The sequence below is a fragment of the Bacillus sp. FSL R10-2780 genome (assembly GCF_038006125.1).
In the GTDB taxonomy this organism is placed as follows: Bacteria; Bacillota; Bacilli; order Bacillales; family Bacillaceae_G; genus Bacillus_A; species Bacillus_A cereus_U.
In genome coordinates, this window is record NZ_JBBOUQ010000001.1 from 4,341,629 (window position 1) to 4,363,154 (window position 21,526).

Below are 21,526 nucleotides of genomic sequence, written 5' to 3' on the forward strand. Positions count from 1 at the left end.
ATTATCGTCCAAACTTCACAACGAAATTCCCATCTATTTTCTCCATCTCATATCCACGATACCCCTCCGAAAGTAACGCTTGCTTTTCACTAACATCACTCATCGGAATATCTTTAACATCCGTCCAATCTCTTTCTATATCCCCACGCAATTCCTTCACAAAAACATACCGCATGCTCCCGCCATACTTCTCCTTCAATGCAGCAATTTCCATTCCTTGCGCGAACTTATCTTTTAAACTAGGAATGTTAAAAGGTGCAACGGTGCAGCAAACGTAATCGTATTTGCTGTCTTCTTTTTGTAATTCGTCCATAATGACTGTGGCTAATATTTTTTGCATACCATTTCCTCGGCAGCTTGGATGAACGTTTGAGATTTCTTGATAGATGACGCAGTGTAGCTCGCTTTCTGGTAGGCCAATATCAAGTCCTAAATGTTCATCGTCGATAGGAGGGACTAGTAGGGCACGAAATGCGATGAGTTCGTTTTGTATAAAGGCACCGATCATCATTCCGTTTCCTTCTAGAATGTATTGAAATTCTTCTAGCGAGAGTGGTTGTAAACGACCTTTATCTTCTAGCGCTTCAACTACAACGTTTTGTAATGATAAAATTTGTTCCATATGTTCTAAAGATAGTAATGTAACGTGAAATGGATCGTTGTTTTGTTTTAATTTTCCTTCGTAAAGAATCGTCATGTGTTAGTCCTCCTTTAGCGTACAACGTCTTGAAAGACGGTTAGTTCTTGTAATGTACTTTCGTTTATTTCAATTCCGAGTCCCGGCTTTTCGTTTAAGCGAATAAATGGTACGTCGTAATGTAAGTTTCCGATGTCTTTCGTGAATTTTAATGGTCCTGTCAGCTCGACGCTAGTAATGATTTTTTTTGAGAAAGCGACATGGAATCCTGCGGAAGAGGCAACAGATGATTCGACCATGGATCCAACTTGGCATTCAATGCCTGCCATTTCAGCTTGATGAGCGAGTTTTACAGCTGGATATATGCCGCCGCATTTCATTAGTTTTATATTCACTTTATCAGCTGCGTCTAATTTAATAATTTGGCGCATTTCACGAGAGCCTTTTAATCCTTCATCAATCATAAGAGGAAGATCTGTTTTAGAACGAATGTGAGCCATTGCGTCAATATCATCGGCTACAACAGGCTGTTCAATCCAGTCGATGTTTAAATGTCCTAATGAACGAAGTGCTGTTAATGTGTTTGCGCTATTTTTCCAGCCTTGGTTTACATCAACGCGAATCGCGATATCATTTCCTACACGTTCACGTACAGCTTCAATTCGTTTTACATCTTCTTGTACATTCGTGCCGACTTTCATTTTGAAAGATTGGTAACCTTTCTTAATCATAGAGGCAGCTTCTTCAGCCATATTTTCGGGACCTGCAATACTTAAGACGTGAGTGACAGGAAATTCTTCATGGTAGCGTCCGCCAATTAATTGATATACAGGTTGATTTAATTTTTTACCCAGTATATCAAAACAAGCGATATCAATCGCAGCTTTCGCAGTAGGAATACCGTAAATTGTATTGTCCATCATATCGTGTATTTTCTCGATATTCATTGGGTTTTGTCCGATAAGAGCAGGAGCTAGTGTATGTTTTAAAACATGGAAAGTACTTTCCCATGATTCACCTGTAACGTGATCATCGGCAACGCCTTCGCCGTAACCGATAATACCTTCATCTGTTTCCATTTTGACGATAATAGAAGGCATATCAGAATAAGAACCATAACTAATAACAAACGGATCGCGAAGCGGTAAACGAATTGCGTAAAGGTGAATAGCTGTAATTTTCATTGAATAAAGACCCCTTCCTGTTTACAATGGTTTTGTACATTTGATATAGTTGACGTTAAATAGTCGTTAATTAATGATAAGGAGTTAGAGAAAATGATGATAAAAATTGCAGTTGTCGGTTCAAAAGAGTTTATGGAGAATCTTTTACCTATTGCTCATAAACTAGAAGAGATAGAGATTGATCCATATATTTACCTTCACCCGGCAGAATCTTCTGAAATATTAAAGCGTTTAAAACCTTGTGATGTTATCTTTTTCTCAGGTGCTTTACCTTATTATATGGCAAAAGAAATAAGAGAACAATTACGAATTCCAAGTACGTACTTACAGCAAGACGAGACAACTGTCGCATCTTCACTCCTTTCTATAATATATCATCAAAGTATCCAACCTCATAAAATTTCAATTGATTTAGTAGATCGTTCGTTTATTACAAATGTGTTCCATGATATCGGTCTGAAAGAAACGCCGCAAGTGATGGATTATGAAAATATGTTATGGAGTAATGATGAAATTAAGAGCATCATTGATTTTCATTTAGCTAAATATCAATCTGGAGAGGTCGATTTAGCTTTAACTAGTATTCACGCTGTCTACGACGAACTTCAAAAAATAGGTATTCCTTCAGAGCGTATGATAGACCCGACGCAATCAATTATACACGGGTTAAAAGATGCAAAAATAAAAGCTGAGTTAGCAAAAAGCCATTCAGCTACTGTTGGTGCTTGTATTATATCCTTTATAGAGTTACAAGAAAGCTCGCTTGAAAAATTAAATGTAATTTCAAAAGAATTACGTGGTTCATTTAAACAAGTTGATGAAATGACTTTTATTTTGTATACAACTCGTGGTGATATCGAATCGAGTACAAAAACAAATACAATAGATCGTTTATTTACGAATATAGAAGGAGCGGTATCTATTGGATTTGGTTACGGAAAAACAGTAAATGAAGCGGAACAAAATGCAAAAATCGCTCAAGGTTTCGCAAAAAATAATCCGATAGAGCGCCGCTTTTATATACTAACAAGTGATAAAGAATTATTTGGTCCGTTCCCGAAAGAACAGAGAGTACAAAGTTTAAAAAACGATAATCCTGAATTAATGAAAATAGCGAAGGAAACGAAGCTTAGTCCTGCAAACCTGTCAAAAATTATTCAATTTAGTCAGTCGCATCCATCATTGAAATTTACAGCGGCCGATCTTTCTGAATACTTACAAGTGACTCGGCGATCGACGGAAAGGCTGTTAAAGAAATTAGTTGATTACAGGTATGCCAATATTTGCGGCGAGGAAATGCCCTATCAACAAGGGCGCCCTCGTGCAATATATGAGCTGAATTTACCATTGTATTCGTTTCAAAAATTTTAAGCTTCTAGTTGCGCTTTTTGTTTTTTCAATAGGTCTGCTTTTTCAATATCCGATAGCTTCGTAATTGTGAAGCCAGTTATACCATAAATGATTGAAATAATAGGTACGATGAAATTCAATATAGCATAAGGAGCATATTCGAATGCGCCTACTCCAAGTGTTGCGAGTATAAATACACCACATGTATTCCAAGGTACGAAAACAGAAGTTAATGTTCCACCATCTTCTAATGCTCTGGATAAGTTTTTAGAATGTAGTCCTTTTTCTGTGTACGCATTTGCATACATTCTTGAAGGAACAACAATCGAAATATATTGTTCAGAGCAAGTAAGATTCGTTGCAAAGCAAGATGCGATAGTAGAAGCGATAAGTCCTTTTGATGATGTCGCTAATTTTAAAATTTGATTTACAATTGAGCGAAGAATGCCAGTATGTTCTAGTACTCCTCCGAAAGTCATAGCGACAATTGTCATAGAGACTGTATTCATCATCGAATCTAAGCCACCGCGGTTAAATAGTTCGTCTACTAGCTTGTTTCCAGTGTCTATGACAAATCCAGTTTGGAGTGCACCGACAGATGCTGAGACAGAACCACCTTGAATAAAGACTTGTGATAAAAATCCTAAAATAATACCTACGAGAATAGCTGGTATAGCTGGTACTTTTTTAGCGACCAATACCATAACGACTACGGGTATGATTAATAGGAAAGGCGAGATAACAAAGTTTTGTTGCAATACTTGTAACGTTTGATCGATGCTTTTTGCATCAATATTGTTATCACCGAAGCTTCTTCCTAATAAAGCATAGACGATAAGAGTAATAATTAAACCTGGAATTGTAGTAAATAACATATGACGAATATGTACGAATAAATCTGTATTTGTTAATCCTGCGGCTAAGTTTGTTGTGTCTGAAAGCGGTGACATTTTATCGCCAAAATAAGAGCCTGAAATAATGGCACCAGCAACCATTGGAGCTGGGATTCCCATACTTAGGCCAATTCCCATTCCAGCAACACCAATTGTTCCCATTGTAGACCAAGAGCTACCGATTGCTAATGCAACGATAGAACAAATAATTGTAATTGAAACTAAAAATAGTGATGGAGTTAAAAGTTTTAAGCCGTAATAAATCATAGTAGCGACGATTCCGCCGCCAATCCAAGCACCGATCGTTAAACCTACAAGAATAATGATAACGATAGCGGGTAATGCGAGACGAATTCCTTTATACATCGATTCTTCAATGTCATTCCATTTGTAACCGTATCGCCAAGCGACGATCGAAGCAACGGTTGTACCGATAATAAGTGGGACGTGAGGGCTTTGTTCTAATACAACAATTGTAACCATCATAACTGCAACTGTAATGATAATAGGGATTATTGCTATGCCAAAAGGTATTTCTCTTTTCATAAACTGCCTCCTCATTATGTATGTTTGTATTTTTAGAATTGTCGCAAAATAGACGTTATTAAGTTATAATAACTAAAAATAGATGTAAGCGTCAACATACAAACAGAAAATATTGAATGTTCTATTTGTATGGATATCTTTATAAGATGAGTTGAAATCGGGTATTAACGTTATTAAAAAATAAATAATTGACTTTTTTCTTAAAATTCAATATGTTCATAAAAACATCTGTTTTTCATAAGTATAATTAATCTGAATGGTTTGTAATTAGGGGAAGGAGAATGAAGCTTTGAAAACATTAGAACTACAAGAGCGTTTAACTGAAATTTTTCAGCATTTACATGAAAACCCTGAAGTAAGCTGGAAGGAATATGAAACGACAGCTTATATTACTAACTTTCTAAAAGAAGAAGGAATTTCATATAAAATATTTGATGATTGCCCTGGCGTGATTGCTGAAATCGGAAGAGGGAATCCAGTTATCGCGATTCGTGCTGATATGGATGCACTATGGCAAGAAGTAGACGGAGAATTTAAAGCGAATCACTCATGCGGCCACGATGCTCATATGACGATTGTGATGGGCCTTATTTTACAATTGAAAAATATGAGATGGGATAGCGGTACTGTTAGATTTATTTTTCAGCCGGCAGAGGAAAAAGGAAATGGTTCCTTAAAGATGGTAGAGAAGGGCGCCGTGGATGATGCTGATTTCTTATTTGGTGTTCATTTAAGACCGATTGAAGAACTGCCTTTGAAACAAGCTGCACCATCTATTCGTCACGGAGCAGCAGGATTTTTAGAAGGTATGATTCATGGAGATGATGCACACGGGGCACGCCCGCATCAAGGTATAAATGCAATTGATGTCATTTCGATGATCAATATTGGATTGAAAAATATATGGTTACCGCCGCAGACGTCTTATTCTGTTAAGATGACGAGATGCCAAGCTGGTGGTGATAATCTAAATATTATTCCAGGTAACGGACATTTTAGTTTAGATGTAAGAGCAGAAAATAACATATTACTAGATGAATTGAAGCGAAAAATAGAGCAAGTAATTCAGTCAGCTGAATCAATGGGATCTAAACTTTCTTATGAGTGGATTGATCTCGCACCAGGAGCTGAAGTGTCAGAAGAAGCTGAGCGTTTCATGCGAAAAGGTATTCTTGAAGTATACGGGGAAGAGGGATGTACTGGACCACTGTATACGACAGGAAGCGATGATTTCCATTACTACACAGTGAAGAGACCGCATTTAAAAGCTGTCATGCTTGGACTAGGGGCGAACTTACAACCTGGATTACACCATCCGTATATGAAGTTTGATCATAGCTGTATAATGGATGGAGTAGAAATATTGAAACAGACTGTATTGAAAGTGCTGGAAGACAGGGGCTAGAAAGCTCCTGTTTTTTGTAGGAATTTGTCGTTAAGTCGATATATTCGATTTTGCGGCGGTATAATTTCACGTACCAATTAATTTGATGAAAAATTCTCCTCTAGTACATGGTGTATAATAATAAGTACCATTTGTTAATAGGAGAAAAAAATGAACGAACAATATTACGATGCTGTATTAAATATAAAAACCGTTGGTGAGCAAAAAGGGTTTAATAAATCTATGCACTATCACCGTTATGAACCGACACCGTATAGCGGGTTGGATGAGTTATTGAATCAATATGAAATAAAAAGTAGCGATCGAATTGTAGACTTTGGGTGTGGAAAAGGGAGATTGAATTTTTACATGCACCATAAGTGCGATGCATCAGCGGTTGGAATTGAAATGAATGAAGCGTTTTATAAAGAAGCAATGGAAAACCGTGAGCGTTATGCAAGGAAGGTAAGAAACAGTAAAGATAAAATTCAATTTGAATGTTGTTTAGCACAGGAATATGAGATTGATCCACGTGATAACCGGTTTTATTTCTTCAATCCATTTTCTGTCCAAGTGTTTATGAATGTAGTAAATAACATTTTGCTTTCGGTAGAGGAAATAGAGAGGAAAGTGGATATTATTTTATACTACCCTTCTGAAGATTATATTTTCTTCTTGGAGAATCAGACTGCTTTTGAATTGAAGAGAGAAGTTAGATTACCGGGTGCTTATGATAAGAATGGGAATGAGAGATTTTTAGTTTATACATTAGGATTATAAAAAAAGCAGGTGCCTTGGCACCTGCTTTTGTAAAACTCACGTCTATATAATTAGTTACGGATTAAGTAATCAAATGCACCTAAAGCTGCATTCGCACCTGAACCCATAGAGATGATGATTTGTTTGTACGGATTATTTGTACAGTCACCTGCACCAAACACTCCTGGTACGTTTGTAGCGCCGTGTTTGTCTGTTACGATTTCACCGCGAACGCGTTCAACTGTTTCGCCTAACCAGTCTGTGTTTGGCACAAGACCGATTTGAACGAACACACCTTGTAATTCAACGTGATGAACTTCTTCAGTTTCACGATCGATGTAAGAAATACCGTTTACTTTGTCAGTACCAGTGATTTCTTTCGTTTGAACGTTTTTCAGAACAGTTACGTTAGGTAAGCTGTTAAGACGTTCTTGTAATACAGCATCAGCTTTTAATTCTGGCATGAATTCAAGAACAGTTACGTGCTTAACAATACCTGCTAAGTCGATAGCTGCTTCAATACCAGAGTTACCACCGCCGATAACCGCTACGTCTTTTCCGATGAATAATGGACCGTCACAGTGTGGGCAGTATGCTACACCTTTGTTTTTGAACTCAGCTTCACCCGGTACGCCAACATTACGCCAGCGAGCACCTGTTGAAACGATTACGCTCTTACTTTTCAGAATAGCGCCGTTTTCAAGTTCCACTTCAATAAGTTCTTTTTTCTCTAAACGTTTCGCACGTTGTAGATTCATTACATCGATGTCGTATTCTTTTACGTGCTCTTCAAGGCTTGCTACTAGCTTAGGACCTTCAGTGCGTTTTACGCTGATGAAGTTCTCAATACCCATAGTATCCATTACTTGACCACCGAAGCGCTCAGCAACGATACCAGTGCGGATGCCTTTACGTGCTGCATAAATTGCTGCACTTGCACCAGCTGGGCCGCCACCAACAACAAGAACATCGTATGGATCTTTATCAGAAAGCTCTGATGCATCTGGACCGTTACCCATTTTAGCTAAAATTTCTTCAAGTGTCATACGACCACTTCCGAAAGATTCGTCGTTTAGGTAAACAGTTGGTACTGCCATGATGTCTTTGCTTTCTACTTCCTCTTTAAATGCAGCGCCATCAATCATAGTATGTGTAATACCAGAGTTTAGAACGCTCATTACGTTAAGAGCTTGTACAACATCAGGACAGTTATGACAACTTAGGCTGATATAAGATTCAAAATGATATTCGCCTTGAATGTTTTTGATTTGATCGATTAATTTTTGTTCAACTTTTGGAGCACGTCCACTAACTTGTAGTAAAGCTAACACTAATGAAGTAAATTCGTGTCCTAATGGAATACCAGCGAATACGACACCAGTGTCTTCGTCAGGGCGATTTACGCTAAAGCTTGGTGTTCTCTCTAGTTCAACTTTTTCTACTGTAATCTTAGATGACATAGTAGCTAATTCATCTACTAGAGCTAACATATCTTTAGATACGTTGTCTTCTCCTGCGCTTACTTTAAGTAAAATATCGTTCTCCATTAACTGAAGGTATTGGGATAGTTGTGTTTTTATATCTGCATCTAGTATCATTTTGATCGAACTCCTTAGATTTTGCCTACAAGGTCAAGGCTTGGTTTAAGTGTTGCAGAACCCTCTTGCCATTTAGCTGGACAAACTTCACCTGGGTTGTTACGTACGTATTGAGCTGCTTTAATTTTGTTAACAAGAATGCTTGCGTCACGACCGATACCGTCAGCATTGATTTCCATAGATTGGATAACGCCGTCTGGATCGATGATGAATGTACCACGAGCAGCAAGACCTTCTTCTTCAATTAAAACATTGAAGTTGCTAGTGATTGTGCGAGTTGGGTCACCAATCATAATGTATTCGATTTTGCCGATAGTTTCTGAGCTATCATGCCAAGCTTTGTGAGTGAAGTGAGTGTCTGTAGATACAGAGTATACTTCAACACCTAAGTCTTTTAGAGTTGCATATTGGTTTTGTAAGTCTTCAAGTTCAGTTGGGCAAACGAATGTGAAGTCAGCTGGGTAGAAACAAACTACACTCCATTTTCCTTTTAAACTTTCGTCAGTAACTTGAATAAATTCTCCATTATGGTAAGCATTAGCTTTAAACGGTTTTACTTCTGTGCCGATTAATAACATATTAAAATTCCTCCTAAAGGTTGGTTTTGAGCATCGGAAATTAGTTTGCTCATAAAATATATTTTTTAATTAACTATAATAATTCTAATTCGATATTAATTATCATATAGAAGTGGTTATTTTGTCAAGAGAATAAACCAACTTTATACCAATTTAATTAATATTTATTCTCAATTAAGGTTGTTAGGGAATTAAAAGGTAATTTTTAAGTCATAAATTTTCAATGAGTGTTTGAAAGAGTAGTGTGTATGTTAGAGACATGGTGTAAGTATAAATTCTTAGGAAGGAAATATTTCTTAGAAGTTGTGGATTTGAAAAGGAACTGCTTACTTCTATTTTACAAAGAATTGTGCAATAAATAAAACAAAATGTATCGGAATCTTTGTGAACAATTATTGTCATCTTAAATATATATAATAAGAAGTATATTGCAATGAGAAATAGAAACATTGACGCTCATTTCTAACAAGATATAATAAAAGCGAGATATGTATTGCAATAGAGAAGATATAGTATAGATTGAAAAAATTTCAGTCTATTATTTTTTACGGCTTTTAGAAAACGTTTACATTTAGTGTGGAGGGGAAACCATGTCTAAGTTCACGAAGTATTTTTTAATGGAAGCTAAAGATGTGATTGCATATGTGCAAGAGAAATTACCTAAGTTCGAACATGCAAAGGGGCTAAAGTGTAAAGAAATAGGTGATGGTAATTTAAATTATGTGTTCCGCGTTTGGGATGAACAGAAGAACATTTCTGTCATTGTAAAGCAAGCTGGGGATACAGCGCGTATTTCAGATGAGTTTAAGTTGTCGACGAATCGAATTCGTATAGAATCAGATGTTTTGCGATTAGAAGGAGAGTTAGCACCTGGACTCGTGCCAAATGTATATTTGTTCGATAGTGTGATGAATTGTTGCGTGATGGAAGATTTATCAGATCACACAATATTGCGCACAGCACTCATAAATCATCAAATGTTTCCGAAGCTTGCTGAGGATTTAACTACTTTTATGGTAAACACTCTTCTATTAACATCAGATGTTGTAATGAATCATAAAGAAAAGAAGGAACTCGTGAAGAATTATATAAATCCTGAGTTATGTGAGATTACAGAGGACCTCGTATATTCAGAGCCATTCACAAACCATAATAAACGAAACGAATTGTTTCAATTAAATGAAGGATGGATTAGGGAGCATATTTATAGTGATAAAGAGCTTCGTATGGAAGTAGCAAAACTTAAGTTTTCGTTTATGACGAATGCACAAGCGCTACTTCATGGTGATTTACATACTGGTTCTGTTTTTGTAAAAAGTGATTCTACAAAGGTTATTGATCCTGAATTTGCTTTTTATGGACCTATGGGATATGACGTTGGAAATATAATGGCAAATTTAATGTTTGCATGGGTGAATGCAGATGCAGTGATGCAATCTGGTATTGAGAAAGATACATATATGAACTGGATAGAATCTACCATGATAGATGTAATTGATTTATTTAAGAAGAAGTTTTTAGATGCTTGGGATATTCATGTGACAGAGATTATGGCGAAGGAAGAAGGCTTTAACCGAGTTTATTTACAATCTGTATTAGAGGATACAGCTGCAGTAACGGGTCTTGAGTTAATTCGTCGTATTGTTGGTCTAGCGAAGGTAAAGGATATTATTTGTATTGAGAATGACGCGGCGCGTGCTAGAGCGGAGCGAAGAAGTTTATTTTACAAGCGAATCAATATAAAACAGGTAGCAGTTTTGTAGAAACGTTAAAAAAACAGTCAATGCATAGTGCGAAATAAGGGGAGAAGATGATGGCAGAGCAATTAATACCAATTCAGTGGAAAGATGATGCTTTAGTGTTATTGGATCAAACGGTATTACCGAACGAAGTAGTCTATGAATCTTTTAAAACGGCTGAGGGTGTGTGGGATGCGATTCAAGTAATGAAAGTACGAGGAGCGCCGGCAATAGGTGTTTCAGCAGCCTACGGTGTGTATTTAGGGATAAAGGAAGTTGCGAAAAGTTCGGCGGAAGAATTCATAGCGGAAGCAAAAAAGGTATGTGCATACTTAGCGACATCAAGACCGACGGCAGTAAATTTATTTTGGGCGCTTGAAAGAATGGAAAGTGTAGCGAAAGAGAATGCTCACTTATCAATTGCGCAGTTGAAAGATAGATTATTAGAAGAAGCAAAAGAGATTCATAGAGAAGATGAAGAAATTAACCGTCAAATTGGAGAACATGCATTAACATTATTTCATGATGGCATGGGGGTATTAACGCATTGTAATGCAGGTGCGTTAGCAACGACTAAGTATGGTACTGCGACAGCTCCAATGTACTTAGCGAAAGAAAAAGGATGGGACTTAAAAATCTATTCGGATGAAACACGCCCTAGATTACAAGGTTCAACGTTAACAGCATTAGAACTGCAGCGAGCGGGAATTGATGTAACGGTCATTACAGATAATATGGCAGCAATGGTCATGTCACAAGGAAAAATTGATGCAGTAATCGTTGGATGTGATCGTGTAGCAGCAAACGGGGATGTAGCAAATAAAATTGGAACATTAGGTGTTTCGATTTTGGCTAAATATTATAACATTCCGTTTTATGTAGCAGCACCAACGCCGACAATTGATTTGAAAACACTGACAGGAAAAGAAATTCCAATTGAAGAAAGGGATGCTTCTGAAGTGATCAATCGCTTCGGACAATACTCTGCTCCGCAAGAAAGTAAAGTATACAATCCGGCATTTGATGTCACGCCATCTGACAATGTAACAGCGATTATTACGGAAAAAGGAATTGTGAAAGCACCGTTTACGGAGAATTTAAAAAAGCTATTTTAGTAAGTAGATATATATAGTCAGTCATCATAAGCTTCATACTTAGGGGGATGTATATGTTATTACAAAAAGAAAGAGAAGAAATTGTAGCGTATGGAAAGAAAATGATCTCTAGTGGTTTAACAAAGGGGACGGGGGGAAATATTAGTATTTTCAATCGTGAACAAGGTCTTGTTGCAATTAGCCCAAGTGGTCTAGATTATTATGAAACGACGCCTGAAGATGTAGTTATATTGAATTTAGATGGTGAAGTGATAGAGGGAGAGAGAAAACCATCAAGTGAATTAGATATGCATCTTATCTATTATAGAAATCGTGAAGATATAAATGCGCTTGTACATACACATTCTCCTTATGCGAAGACAATCGCATCATTAGGATGGGAACTTCCTGCTGTGTCATATTTAATTGCTTTTGCAGGTCCGAATGTTCGCTGTGCACCGTATGAAACATTTGGTACGAAGCAATTAGCAGAGGCTGCTTTTGAAGGAATGATTGATCGTCGTGCAGTTTTACTTGCGAATCATGGTTTAATGGCCGGTGCGAATAATATAAAAATGGCGTTTACTATTGCAGAAGAAATAGAGTTTTGTGCTCAAATTTATTATCAAACGAAAAGTATCGGAGAACCGAAATTACTGCCAGAAGACGAGATGGAGAATTTGGCGAAGAAGTTTGAAGGGTATGGGCAGCAGTAGAATGAAATGAAAACCCCCTCAAGAAAAAATCTTGAGGGGGTTTTTCTATGCCTTCTTCAATAACAAATACATAAAGTAAGGTGCACCAATTAAAGCAACGACAATCCCTGCTGGAATACCGTTAGGTTCAACGATATTTCGTCCGATTGTGTCTGCAAATAGTAATAGCCATCCACCAATTAAAACAGCGATTGGCATGAAGATTTGATGCCTTGGACCTACTAAAGATTTCGCGATGTGAGGAGCCATTAGTCCAATAAAGCTAATGCCACCTGTTACAGAAACAGCAGCGGCAGCAAGTGCAACGGCTGCGATTAATAAGTATCTTCGCTCTTTTTCAATTTCAATTCCAACACCGATTGCTACTGGCTCGTTTAATGCTAGTATATTTAATCGATTTGCTTTATAGAAGACAAATGGGATTAATACGATTAGCCAAGGAAGCATTGCTAAAACAAATGTCCAGTCATCTCCCCAAATGTTTCCGGCAATCCATTTGGCGATAAAGTTCACTTTCATACGATCAGCGGATGAAATAAGGACAATCATTATTCCAGATAGTGCAAATGAAAAACCGATGCCGGTTAATGTTAATCGTATTGGCTGAAGGCCGGTGGATTTACTATATGAAAATACGTAAATTAGAACAGCTGTTAGAAACGCACCGATAAATCCAACAACTGGTAGTAGGTAAAGGAATGAACCTACGTCTATCGGGAAGTATAGAAAGAAAACAGAAACTGCAACACCAGCACCAGCGTTAATGCCGAGAATACCAGGTTCAGCTAAATCGTTTCGGGTAATACCTTGTAATACAGCACCTGATAAAGCGAGAGCCATACCAGCTAATAATGTAATGACGATTCTAGGTAGCCTTAAAGAATATAAAACGAATTCTTCTTTAAATGTACCTTGTCCCATAAGTGTTGGGATTAATCTGTCATAGGAGAGAGCGGCAGAACCGAGTCCCATTCCAATTACAATTGTTGTGATGGTAAGTATAAGTAATGCAAGTATGATAAGGCGTTGTTTCTTTAGAATAGATTGCATCATGAGAAAGTTCTTCCTCCTTTACGTACAATGAATAGGAAGAATGGTAATCCTACAATTGCGACGATTGCAGCAACTGGTGTTTCATACGGAGCGTTAATTGTACGTCCGATTGTATCTGCGAGCAGCATAAAGGAAGCACCAGCAATCGCTGACATTGGTATAACAAAACGGTAGTCTGGTCCAACGATTGGACGAACCATATGGGGTACCATAAGTCCGATAAATGCCATGTTTCCGACAAGTGCTACAGAAGCACCAGCAAGCAAGATAATAATGATAAATAAAATCGTTTTAATAACGATAATTTTTTGACCGAGTCCAACGGCAACTTCTTCACTGAAACTAAGAACTGTTAATTTCTTTGCAAGTAAGATAGCGATAAATATACTTATTGAAATAACCGGAATAATAATTTTTAATTGACTCCAACTCGTTCCAATTACGCCCCCAGCCGTCCACATTGATACATCTTGTGAAATTTTAAAGTAAATGCCGACTCCTTCTGAAATTGCGAGTAGAAATGCTGAAACAGCAGCACCGGCTAATACAATTCGAAGGGGAGAAAGTCCGCCCTTTTTCACCATGCCAATTCCGAATACCATAATAGCGCCAATTGCAGCGCCGATAAAGCAAGCTAGTGTTAAGTAAAGGTAGCTTATAGAAGGATTGAAAGCAAGTGTTAGTGCAAGTGCAGCATTTGCGCCACCAGTTAAGCCTAGTAATCCCGGATCGGCAAGTGGATTTCGTGTTAATCCTTGCATAATCGCCCCAGAAACAGCAAGTCCAGCTCCTACAAAAATAGCAGCAACTTCACGTGGCAAACGTATTTCGCGAATAATAGATATTTTGTCTCCTTTAGCGGAGGAAGTGAGTGCTAACCATACGTCTTTTATAGAAGTATCAGCAGCACCTAATACCATTGCAAACATAAAAATAAGAAAGAATGCAATGATACTCAAAATTAATTTGTATGTAAAAGCGTTGGAACGTAGGTTGTCTTGCTCTTTTTTCATCAGTTTCACATCTTTTCTTTTCATAGAATAAAGGAAGAGGAATTCTTAAATTAAGAATTCCTCATGTTTGTATTATTGACCAAGAAAGCTCTTCTTGAAGAAGTCTAGTTGGAAATCTAATGTAAGTGGATCATTGAAATAGAATTCCATCATGTTTGCTTCATATACACGATTATTTTTTACTGCTGGAATGTTTTTATATGATTCTGTCTCTTGGAATGAGTTATCAGTATCTTTGTTTTTACTTACGATTAAGTAATCACCAGCGAACTCAGGTAATACCTCAGTAGATAATGCGTAGTATCCTTCTTTTAAAGCTTTTTCTTTTACTTTTTCAGGCATTTTTAATTTCATTTCTTGGTAAAGAATTTCTGTTCCACGGCCCCAGTTTTCGCCGTATACGTAAAGCTGTTTGTTGAAGTTTTCAACAACAGAAACTGTTGCATCTTCACCGATCTTCGCTTTAATGTCTTTTCCAGCTGTTTGTGCGCGTTTTTTGAAATCATCAACCCAAGTTTTTGCTTCTTTTTCTTTATTTAATAATTTACCGATTTCTAAGTGTTGTGTTAAGTAATCAACTTTTCCGTAAGTGTATGTTACAGTAGGAGCGATTTTCTTTAACTTATCAACATTTTTAACATTTGATAAACCAATGATTAAATCTGGATTTAATTCTGCAATCTTTTCAACATTCTCATCTGATACTTCAGCGACATTTTTCAGTTTGCTATCGAAACGTGGGTTTTGTTTAGACCATGAATCTACCCCAACAAGGTTTACACCTAATGACATTACGTTACCAGCGAATGATGATAGGACAACAACACGTTGTGGATTTGCTGGAACTTCTACTTTACCATTTTCTGATTGGTATGTAATTGTTTCTGATTTTTTACCTTTTGCGTCGTTCTTCTTGTCTGTTGAACCGTTGCTACAAGCACTCATAACAAGGACGAACAGAACTGTTAGTGAAATAAATAATTTTTTCATCGTCTTTCTCCTTTAAATAGATGATATGTGTATACAATAATTTGTTTAACTGCAATCTTTTTGAAAGAGTAGTGGTAATACAGAATACAAAATATTTATTAAAAATCTTGAATATGAGATTTCACAATATAGTATTGACCATATTAATGAAAGAAGATGTAATCCCAAATTTGCTAATTATTAACAAACTGATAATGATTATCACTATTGATTCTTTAAATAATATAATTTTATATAGGTGTATTGTCAATAGTAATTTTGATTGTAAATTTTGCGGAAACAGGTTATATTTTATTGAGAATGATAATCAACGACTAATAGCTGAGGAGTGGGCACGAATGAATCGAGAAGAATTGTTTGATGTAACTGTGATAGGCGGAGGACCTGCAGGGCTTTATTCAGCTTTTTATAGTGGACTCAGAGAGATGAAAACGAAAATAATAGAATTTCAACCACAGTTAGGTGGAAAAATACATGTTTATCCAGAAAAAATGATTTGGGATATTGGCGGATTGTTACCGGTTACTGGTGAGAAATTAATTGAGCAACTTGTACAACAAGGATTAACATTTCAACCTGAAGTTGTATTGAATACAAAAATAGAATCAATTATTCGTAATGAAGAGGGTATTTTTACGTTGAAAACAAGCTCTGGGGAAGAACATTTTTCAAAAACAGTGATCGTCGCAACTGGGAGTGGTATATTGAATCCACAAAAGTTATCAATTGAAGGTGCTGAGAGATTCGAAGTCTCAAATTTAAATTATACAGTTAAATCGTTAAAACGTTTCAAAGATAAAACCGTAATTATTTCAGGCGGAGGGAACTCTGCAATTGATTGGGCAAATGAATTAGAACCGATTGCAAAAAAAGTTTATTTAACATATAGAAAAGAAGAATTATCTGGTCATGAAGCACAAGTAAAACAACTTATGAACAGTTCGGCAGAATGTTTCTTTAATACATCGATTACAAAATTAATTGCCGGTGATAACCATGAAGCGATTGAACATGTAGAATTAACAAATCATGAAACTGGAGAGGTTTCTCATTTATCTGTTGAAGAAGTTATTATTAATCATGGATATGAACGTGACATTACATTATTGGAAAATAGTGAGCTAGATGTCGCTATTGTTGATAATTATTATATTGCAGGGAATGCAAATAGTGAGTCCTCGGTAGACGGGTTATATGCCGCTGGAGATATTTTAAAGCATGACGGAAAATTACATTTAATCGCAGGAGCGTTCCAAGATGCTGGAAATGCTGTGAATAAAGCGAAACAATTTATTCAACCAGATGCAAGTGAGTACGGAATGGTTTCTTCGCATAATGAAGTATTTAAGAAGAGAAATCGAGAATTGATAAAGCAGATGATGAATTAATAAAGAAACAAGTATACCCCCATTTACTTCTCTATTCGTATGGACGAGAGAGGTAAATGGGGGTTTTCCTGTTTATTATATCTTCAATCATTATCATGACACCGGTTTCATTAGTTCATGTGGCATGAACGTTTTATTTGTAATCTCTCTAGAAAACAATGAATCTAGGATTGGTTTATGCTGTCCCTTTTTCCTGTTCATTAGGAAATGGTATATTTAGTATAGACGCAATGTATTGTTTTCCGTGTTTTCGAGCTAATGATTCTAATATTTGGCGAACGCGTTTTGTAAGATGACCTTGTTTTTTTATAGCCTCACAATATACGTCATAGAAAACGTATTTAGCCCAAAGGAAATCATCTTGTTGGAATAAGAAATGATTTTTGTACCATTCGCCAATTGTATGATAGCAATTGTTTTCATGTACTGCTGCACTTTGTGAAAGAATACGATCGGATAAAGAATTAGATAGATGAGAAATTGTGTTTTCTGTTTCAACTTGTAATGTTTTTTCTAACATTGTAATGATGTGACGAGTAGCCATATGTTAACTCTCCTTTGTGTAAATGGGTAATACCATTCTATATTTTAAAAAATACTTACTATACTATTATACAATATATGGAATGCATCTACCTGCTTTTTAATTTGTATTTACAAAATCTTTTTTATTTGTTTACAAAAATAAAGTAAGATACAGTATATATATGAAAAAATAATAAAGGAATGAACACATTGTATATAACGATAGAAGAGGCTGCGGAGTATTTGAATTTACCAAAATCTTATGTTGAAGATTTGATTCAGCAAAAGAAAGTTCGTGCGTTGTTCGATGGAGAGCAATATTTATTAAATAAAGAACAATTTAATACACATTTAGAGCAAATGGAGAAATATAAACAGTTAGTGGAAGAAATATTAAACGAACCAATTCCGGAAGATATGGATGTTAAGGACGAAGATTAAATTTATGAAAAGATCCCGTAATAAGATATGCAGGAATGTATCTTATTACGGGATCTTTTTGTATTAAGATATAAAAAATTACCGGAAACCCTAGGATTCATTTAAGCGGAGGAAGGTTTCGTAGGTATTAGTACTACATGTTAAAAGCATATTTTTTCATAGCGGGGACAAACATAGAGAACGTAACCTGTACAGATACATATACTATCAGTGCAAAAGCTTATAAATTAATGGAAGGGGTTTTCTCGTGAGTTTATTTAATTGGGATTTTTTGGAAGGTTTAATTGGATCTTATGTAAGAGTAAACAGAGGTGGACCAGAATCTCAAAAAGGAGCAATAGTATCAGTATATGCGGACTACTTCGTATTACAGAATGAAAAAGGAGAGTACCATTACTACCAGCTTCGCCATCTGAAAAGCATTACAAAAAATACGAAAGATGGTGGGATAGGTGATTCTGTATGGCCGGAAGAAGACAGTGCAGAAGACTTTGAAACGCTACTTCAAGGCTTCAAATACCGCTGGGTAAAAATTAATCGTGGTGGTCCAGAGAAAATTGAAGGTATTTTACAAGATGTTTCTAGCGATTATGTAACGTTAATTATAAAAGAAGAAGTTGTATTAATTGCACTATCTCATATTAAAAGTGTTAATTATAATGCACCAGTAAGTGGAGAGAGCGATGAGAGTAGTGATGAGAGTAGCGATGAGAAAAGTAATGAAAACAGCAATAATTCAAGTCGAGCTCGCGCACAAAGACAATCAAGTAGAGGAAGATAATACAGAAAGGAGGATACGAATTTGAAGGGTGTAGTATGCTGTGATCAAATCAAAGGTTTAGTCGGTGAGAATGTAAAAGTAAATCTTCGCGGACCGGAAAGTCGAGTAGGTGTACTGTCATTGTTAGGAAAAGATTACCTTACACTACAATTACCTCCTGGAGAAGTGGTGTATTATCAACTGAAACATGTGAAGAGTCTAGTCAAGAAAGTGAAAGAAGCACAAGAAGACTATGGTTCATGTTTCTACGCTGATGAAGATACTTTTTTAGATGTATTAAATGACTTGAAGTATAAGTGGATAAAGATTAATCGTGGTGGACCAGAGTGTGTGGAAGGTTTATTAAGTGATATACATGATAATTGTATTACACTAGTAAACTGTGATGAAGTCATTTATGTAATTAATTCTCATATTAAGAGTGTGAGTCAAGTAGTTAAAAGTAAAAAGAATGAAAAAGAATAATGTTTAATAAATAAGAGGGGCATTATGATTGAAAGTGAAGAACGATTTCATATTTCGCTGCAATAATTTCGCGGTATATGAAAAAGAATTCTTACTATTAAAAGACAGAACATTGCCCCTGATTATTTTTTAGAAATGGAAGACAGAAAAGTGCAATTCCATAGAAAGGAGGATATAGATGAATGAGTTAAACAAAAATATTGGAGAAAATATATACGTTAAATTAATCGGTGAAAAAAGATTTAAAGGTGTATTAATTGATGTAGGGAATGATATTGTTGTTCTTTACAATGGACAAGACTATGTATATATATCTTTATATCATATTCAATATTATAGATTTTTAAGAGAGTATGATGAAGAAATATTAAAACCAGATGTGGATTCTGTAATTAAGAGGGAATCACCTTCAATTTCTTTGAGAAAAGTATTAAGTACATCTAAAGGGATTTTTACAGAAATTTATGTGGCAGGAAATGCTCCAATACACGGTTATGTTACAAGTGTAATGAACGATTATATTGTTTTTTATAGCCCAGTTTATAGAACGGTATATATATCTTTAAAGCATTTGAAATGGTTAATTCCTTATAAAGAGAACCAAGTACCTTATTCCCTCAATAAAAATGAACTCCCCGTAAATCCCTTAAATATTACTTTAGCTAGAACGTTTGAAGAACAGCTTATTAAAATGGCTGGGAGAATTATGGTGTTTGATTTAGGTGAGGAATCTAATAAAATTGGAAAAATGGTGAAAATTGATGAAGGACATATTGAAATATTAAAAGCACGTGACGCAAAAATGTACGTGAATATTCAACATGTGAAATCTGTCCATTGTCCGTAGGCTAGTTTAAAGGGCTGGCTTTTTCTTTTATATATGCGGAAGAAAAGGTCGAGCCTATTTGTTTACCGCTATTTGGGTATGAGGGGGAAAGCGAATTGAATATATAAGTATGTTACTATTTTTTACTTATGAAGAGGTAATCTTGTACGAAATTATAAAAAATCTGTACGAGCTATCTTTTATTGTATTCAATTCATTTTTTGAGGAAGTACTGCTCAACTAATCTATTAAAGGGGTTTTGTTTGTGGAGCAGTTTCCAAATGCGTTTTCGATTACATTACTTGGCAGTGCTGGTGGGGCAGCAAAAGCAGTGTTAGCAATTTTGAATCAAGCGGTAGTAAATGAAAAAGATCCAATTTATGAAGTTATAAAGAATGTGAACTTCCATTTGGTGGATATAAAACAAAAAGATAAAAGTTATTATGATGAGTTGTTTCCAAATCTGAAAGGGCAATTTTTTTTATATGAAATAAACCTTCAAGATGTAGTCAAATTTAAACAACATTTAAAAGAAAAAAGAACGAAGGTTGTTATTGATGTTTCAGGGGCAGATACGATTAGGGTACTGAGTTGTTGTAATGACCTTGGCATTTGTTACATTAATTCGGCTTTGGAAAATGAGGCAGTAGATCAAGACGATAGTTTACTTGGTTTTCAGCTTACTGAAAGGTATACGAGGTTTGAGAAGGAGAAAGAAACATTTACAAATACAAGAGCGATTATAGGCTCAGGTATGAATCCGGGTGTTGTTCAATGGATGGTTGTTGAACTTATGAAAGAACGTCCAAATGAAAAGCCGCGAGCATGCTATATTGTAGAACATGATAATTCATTTTTGGGTGATAAAGGGCTAATAAAACCTCATACACTTTATGCATCATGGGCAGTAGAGCGTTTTCTTGATGAAGCGATATGGAGTTATCCTATGTATATGAGCCATCATCGTCCACTTTACTTTTATGAGGATGTATATGCTTCAGAGTATAAAGTGAATTTAGGTGAAAAAGAATTTTATGGTTGCTTAATGCCGCATGAAGAAGTTTTAATCTTGGGAAAATCTTTTGATATGGAAGTGGGTTTTCTTTATCGGATTAATGAGTATACAACAAACTTAATTAGACAGAACTTAGATAAAGTGGAAGATTTATGGAATTGGAATCGTAAAGTATTTAATCCAGCAGAAGATGATATTATAGGAGAAGATTTAGTCGGTGTGTTACTCGTTTATGAAAATAATGAGACATACATGTATAATGTAATGAATAGTAGCCAAGTTTTTCAAAAATATAAAACAAATGCGACGTACTTTCAAGTAGGGTGTGGAATTTATGCTGGTTTATGTAGTTTACTGTTAGATACTTTTGGACAAGGTGCTTATTATGTAGAAGAATTATTATTAAATACTGAAAGTAAGTATGGGGAATATTTAAATTTATATATGAAGGATTTTGTAGTAGGACATAATAATTTTACAGATGGATTGCTAAATGATAGGGTAAGATGGATATAAATTGTGACTGAAAAGGAAGGAGCTGTATCTCCTTC

Annotated in this window: 20 protein-coding genes and 1 pseudogene; 12 read left to right on the top strand and 9 right to left on the bottom strand. The window is 35.8% G+C overall.

Features of this window, described 5'->3' with window-relative positions; all coding sequences use genetic code 11:
• Position 1 precedes the first annotated feature (1 nt).
• Together NSQ47_RS22615 and NSQ47_RS22620 are read right to left on the bottom strand one after the other, a co-directional pair.
• Positions 2–697: a GNAT family N-acetyltransferase gene (locus NSQ47_RS22615; protein ID WP_341038022.1), complete on the bottom strand. Its 696-nt coding sequence runs from the start codon at positions 695–697 to the stop codon at positions 2–4.
• A 14-nt stretch (positions 698–711) separates the two neighbouring features.
• Positions 712–1,821, bottom strand: coding sequence for a mandelate racemase/muconate lactonizing enzyme family protein (locus NSQ47_RS22620; protein ID WP_215580445.1), 1,110 nt, complete (start codon positions 1,819–1,821; stop codon positions 712–714).
• Positions 1,822–1,914: 93 nt separating this feature from the next.
• On the opposite strand from NSQ47_RS22620, the gene NSQ47_RS22625 reads away from it, so the two are divergent.
• Positions 1,915–3,192 (top strand): transcriptional regulator, encoded by a 1,278-nt coding sequence (locus NSQ47_RS22625; RefSeq protein ID WP_341038023.1) that lies wholly within the window; start codon positions 1,915–1,917, stop codon positions 3,190–3,192.
• On the opposite strand, the gene nhaC is transcribed toward NSQ47_RS22625, so the two are convergent.
• Positions 3,189–4,610: a Na+/H+ antiporter NhaC gene (nhaC, locus tag NSQ47_RS22630; protein ID WP_002063594.1), complete on the bottom strand. Its 1,422-nt coding sequence runs from the start codon at positions 4,608–4,610 to the stop codon at positions 3,189–3,191. The genes NSQ47_RS22625 and nhaC overlap by 4 nt on opposite strands.
• Positions 4,611–4,899: 289 nt before the next feature.
• Between nhaC and NSQ47_RS22635 the strand changes: the two genes are divergently transcribed.
• Both NSQ47_RS22635 and NSQ47_RS22640 read left to right on the top strand, forming a co-directional pair.
• Entirely contained in the window at positions 4,900–6,015 is a 1,116-nt protein-coding gene (locus tag NSQ47_RS22635; protein ID WP_002159466.1) for a M20 peptidase aminoacylase family protein, read from the top strand.
• A 150-nt stretch (positions 6,016–6,165) separates the two neighbouring features.
• Positions 6,166–6,774, top strand: a complete 609-nt coding sequence (locus NSQ47_RS22640) for an SAM-dependent methyltransferase (protein ID WP_002159465.1) — start codon at positions 6,166–6,168, stop codon at positions 6,772–6,774.
• A 50-nt stretch (positions 6,775–6,824) separates the two neighbouring features.
• Here NSQ47_RS22640 and ahpF read toward each other — a convergent pair whose 3' ends face one another.
• Together ahpF and ahpC are read right to left on the bottom strand one after the other, a co-directional pair.
• Complete coding sequence (gene ahpF, locus NSQ47_RS22645) at positions 6,825–8,351, bottom strand: alkyl hydroperoxide reductase subunit F (protein ID WP_341038025.1); 1,527 nt, start codon at positions 8,349–8,351, stop codon at positions 6,825–6,827.
• Positions 8,352–8,365: 14 nt separating this feature from the next.
• Entirely contained in the window at positions 8,366–8,929 is a 564-nt protein-coding gene (ahpC, locus tag NSQ47_RS22650) for an alkyl hydroperoxide reductase subunit C (protein WP_002115711.1), read from the bottom strand.
• Positions 8,930–9,519: 590 nt separating this feature from the next.
• Here ahpC and mtnK point away from each other — a divergent pair.
• From mtnK to NSQ47_RS22665, 3 genes and pseudogenes are all read left to right on the top strand, one after another.
• A pseudogene (mtnK, locus tag NSQ47_RS22655) lies at positions 9,520–10,730 on the top strand (S-methyl-5-thioribose kinase).
• A 12-nt stretch (positions 10,731–10,742) separates the two neighbouring features.
• Positions 10,743–11,783, top strand: coding sequence for an S-methyl-5-thioribose-1-phosphate isomerase (gene mtnA, locus NSQ47_RS22660; protein ID WP_002159462.1), 1,041 nt, complete (start codon positions 10,743–10,745; stop codon positions 11,781–11,783).
• Between the two features lie 53 nt (positions 11,784–11,836).
• Complete coding sequence (locus NSQ47_RS22665) at positions 11,837–12,478, top strand: L-fuculose-phosphate aldolase (RefSeq protein WP_002159461.1); 642 nt, start codon at positions 11,837–11,839, stop codon at positions 12,476–12,478.
• A gap of 45 nt (positions 12,479–12,523) precedes the next feature.
• Here NSQ47_RS22665 and NSQ47_RS22670 read toward each other — a convergent pair whose 3' ends face one another.
• Genes NSQ47_RS22670 through NSQ47_RS22680 form a run of 3 tightly spaced genes read right to left on the bottom strand, consistent with a single transcriptional unit; the run spans position 12,524 to position 15,534 of the window.
• On the bottom strand, positions 12,524–13,531 hold the full coding sequence (locus tag NSQ47_RS22670) for a FecCD family ABC transporter permease (protein ID WP_341038027.1): 1,008 nt from the start codon (positions 13,529–13,531) through the stop codon (positions 12,524–12,526).
• Entirely contained in the window at positions 13,528–14,568 is a 1,041-nt protein-coding gene (locus tag NSQ47_RS22675; protein ID WP_131232499.1) for a FecCD family ABC transporter permease, read from the bottom strand. Before NSQ47_RS22675 ends, NSQ47_RS22670 begins: the two co-directional genes overlap by 4 nt.
• A 48-nt stretch (positions 14,569–14,616) precedes the next feature.
• Entirely contained in the window at positions 14,617–15,534 is a 918-nt protein-coding gene (locus tag NSQ47_RS22680) for an iron-hydroxamate ABC transporter substrate-binding protein (protein WP_002159458.1), read from the bottom strand.
• Between the two features lie 338 nt (positions 15,535–15,872).
• Between NSQ47_RS22680 and NSQ47_RS22685 the strand changes: the two genes are divergently transcribed.
• The gene (locus tag NSQ47_RS22685; protein ID WP_340821654.1) at positions 15,873–16,922 is read left to right on the top strand and encodes an NAD(P)/FAD-dependent oxidoreductase; all 1,050 of its coding nucleotides are present in this window, start codon (positions 15,873–15,875) and stop codon (positions 16,920–16,922) included.
• A gap of 175 nt (positions 16,923–17,097) precedes the next feature.
• Here NSQ47_RS22685 and NSQ47_RS22690 read toward each other — a convergent pair whose 3' ends face one another.
• Positions 17,098–17,466 carry a hypothetical protein gene (locus NSQ47_RS22690; RefSeq protein WP_002159456.1) on the bottom strand — a complete coding sequence of 123 codons (369 nt, stop codon included), beginning with the start codon at positions 17,464–17,466 and terminating at the stop codon, positions 17,098–17,100.
• A gap of 182 nt (positions 17,467–17,648) precedes the next feature.
• On the opposite strand from NSQ47_RS22690, the gene NSQ47_RS22695 reads away from it, so the two are divergent.
• From NSQ47_RS22695 to NSQ47_RS22715, 5 genes are all read left to right on the top strand, one after another.
• On the top strand, positions 17,649–17,888 hold the full coding sequence (locus tag NSQ47_RS22695; RefSeq protein ID WP_080018159.1) for a helix-turn-helix domain-containing protein: 240 nt from the start codon (positions 17,649–17,651) through the stop codon (positions 17,886–17,888).
• 247 nt (positions 17,889–18,135) lie between these two features.
• Positions 18,136–18,669: a spore coat protein gene (locus NSQ47_RS22700; RefSeq protein WP_340821657.1), complete on the top strand. Its 534-nt coding sequence runs from the start codon at positions 18,136–18,138 to the stop codon at positions 18,667–18,669.
• A 21-nt stretch (positions 18,670–18,690) separates the two neighbouring features.
• Entirely contained in the window at positions 18,691–19,134 is a 444-nt protein-coding gene (locus tag NSQ47_RS22705) for a spore coat protein (protein WP_340821659.1), read from the top strand.
• A gap of 178 nt (positions 19,135–19,312) precedes the next feature.
• Positions 19,313–19,981: a DUF2642 domain-containing protein gene (locus NSQ47_RS22710; protein WP_340821661.1), complete on the top strand. Its 669-nt coding sequence runs from the start codon at positions 19,313–19,315 to the stop codon at positions 19,979–19,981.
• 244 nt (positions 19,982–20,225) lie between these two features.
• Complete coding sequence (locus NSQ47_RS22715; RefSeq protein ID WP_341038029.1) at positions 20,226–21,491, top strand: S-adenosylmethionine decarboxylase related protein; 1,266 nt, start codon at positions 20,226–20,228, stop codon at positions 21,489–21,491.
• The last annotated feature ends 35 nt before the right edge of the window (positions 21,492–21,526 follow it).